Annotated in this window: 2 protein-coding genes; both read right to left on the bottom strand. The window is 40.2% G+C overall.

Features of this window, described 5'->3' with window-relative positions; all coding sequences use genetic code 11:
* Window positions 1-91: 91 nt before the first annotated feature.
* Window positions 92-511, bottom strand: a complete 420-nt coding sequence (gene hepT / locus MNV_RS16690) for a type VII toxin-antitoxin system HepT family RNase toxin (RefSeq protein ID WP_179294049.1) — start codon at window positions 509-511, stop codon at window positions 92-94.
* 1 nt (window position 512) lies between these two features.
* Window positions 513-929, bottom strand: a complete 417-nt coding sequence (locus MNV_RS16685) for a nucleotidyltransferase domain-containing protein (protein WP_096207076.1) — start codon at window positions 927-929, stop codon at window positions 513-515.
* Window positions 930-1265: the final 336 nt, after the last annotated feature.

Below are 1265 nucleotides of genomic sequence, written 5' to 3'. Positions count from 1 at the left end.
CCCCGACAGGTCTCTGGACATTAACGTTACACTCCCATGCTTTGCGTTACTGGCGTTGATAAAATTTTAAACTTTAGACATTAGACTGCAGTTATTCTTTAAAAGTCAACTTTCCAATTATTTCAGCGAATTCATAAAGATCACTTATCTCTTCGCTCAGGTAGTGATAGGCTTTTGAGTCGTCCACCTTACCGTACCTGTGAACCAGAAGATTCCTGAAGCCCACCATATTCTCAAGTCTGTCTCCAAGTTTCTTGGAAATTATTTTATTATCCACAAGCTTCTGTATTGCATCCCTGTTGTCTTTTGGAAGTCCAAGACCTTTCCCCGCGATTATCAGGTTACATATATCCAGAACATCCTCACAGGCAAGCTGAAAGGTTCTCTCGCAGGCTCTTCTCTTCAGGCGCTCTTCAAGATACTCATCCTCTGCGTCAGGAAGATCCTCATTAAGCTCTGCAATATAAACCTGAAGCTCACTTAATTTATCCTTTACCCTCTCAACATCCACTTTAACCAGCCCGCCTGTTAATTCTCTTTCTCATTGTTTCCCTGATCGCTTTGTTGTAATATTCCCTGTACCGCTTATAGCCGCTGTACTCTGAATCGTTCTCCTTGAAAAGGGTCAGCAAATGGTACATATCTTTTGTATAAAGCACCTTTCCTTCTTCGGAAATCCTCTTTCTGATATGGATAGGCAGATCAAAATATATTGAAATGTCCACACCAGAGGGTACAGCAGAATCAATTGATAATCGGTCTCTCAGGCTGAGTTCTCTTGAAGGGATGATGCAGATATCAGTATCTCTTCCGGTTTTTCCTCTTGCGCGCGAGCCAAAAAGAAGAACGCTATGGATAAAGTCGAAGTTCTTCAGTATTTCGATAATTTCTTCTATACTTCTTTCGATTTTTATGCTTTTAGTCTTCATTTTATTTTTGCCTTATTTTATGTTTCTATTTCAGTTATATCAAAGGTAATAATTATAATTAGTCTTCAATTACTTTAATAATCTTGCATAGATGTTTCTTATCATTGGTATCAATTGATCTGCAGAGCGACGCTACGACTTCACCGCAAAGCTCTCAAAGCTCTCAAAGCTCGCAAAGATTTCTGCTGCCGCGCTTTGCGTTACTGGTGTTCTTTGCAGTGATTACTCTTAACAACTTCACAAGCTCGACGATGTCAGGCGCACCGTCGATATAATTTTAAATGTGCGGGTGTATTGGAGTAAGTGGAGGAGTTGTACCGTCATAAGTCTCATGCT

It is taken from the genome of Candidatus Methanoperedens nitratireducens (assembly GCF_900196725.1).
Taxonomy (GTDB): Archaea; Halobacteriota; Methanosarcinia; order Methanosarcinales; family Methanoperedenaceae; genus Methanoperedens; species Methanoperedens nitroreducens_A.
Note: the sequence above shows the minus strand (reverse complement) of the source record. Positions and strands in the feature narration are given on the sequence as shown.

What these genes read in the sequence shown, in the direction of transcription:
- MNV_RS16685 (WP_096207076.1), bottom strand. Translation starts at nt 929, where the DNA reads ATGAAGACTAAAAGCATAAAAATCGAAAGAAGTATAGAAGAAATTATC.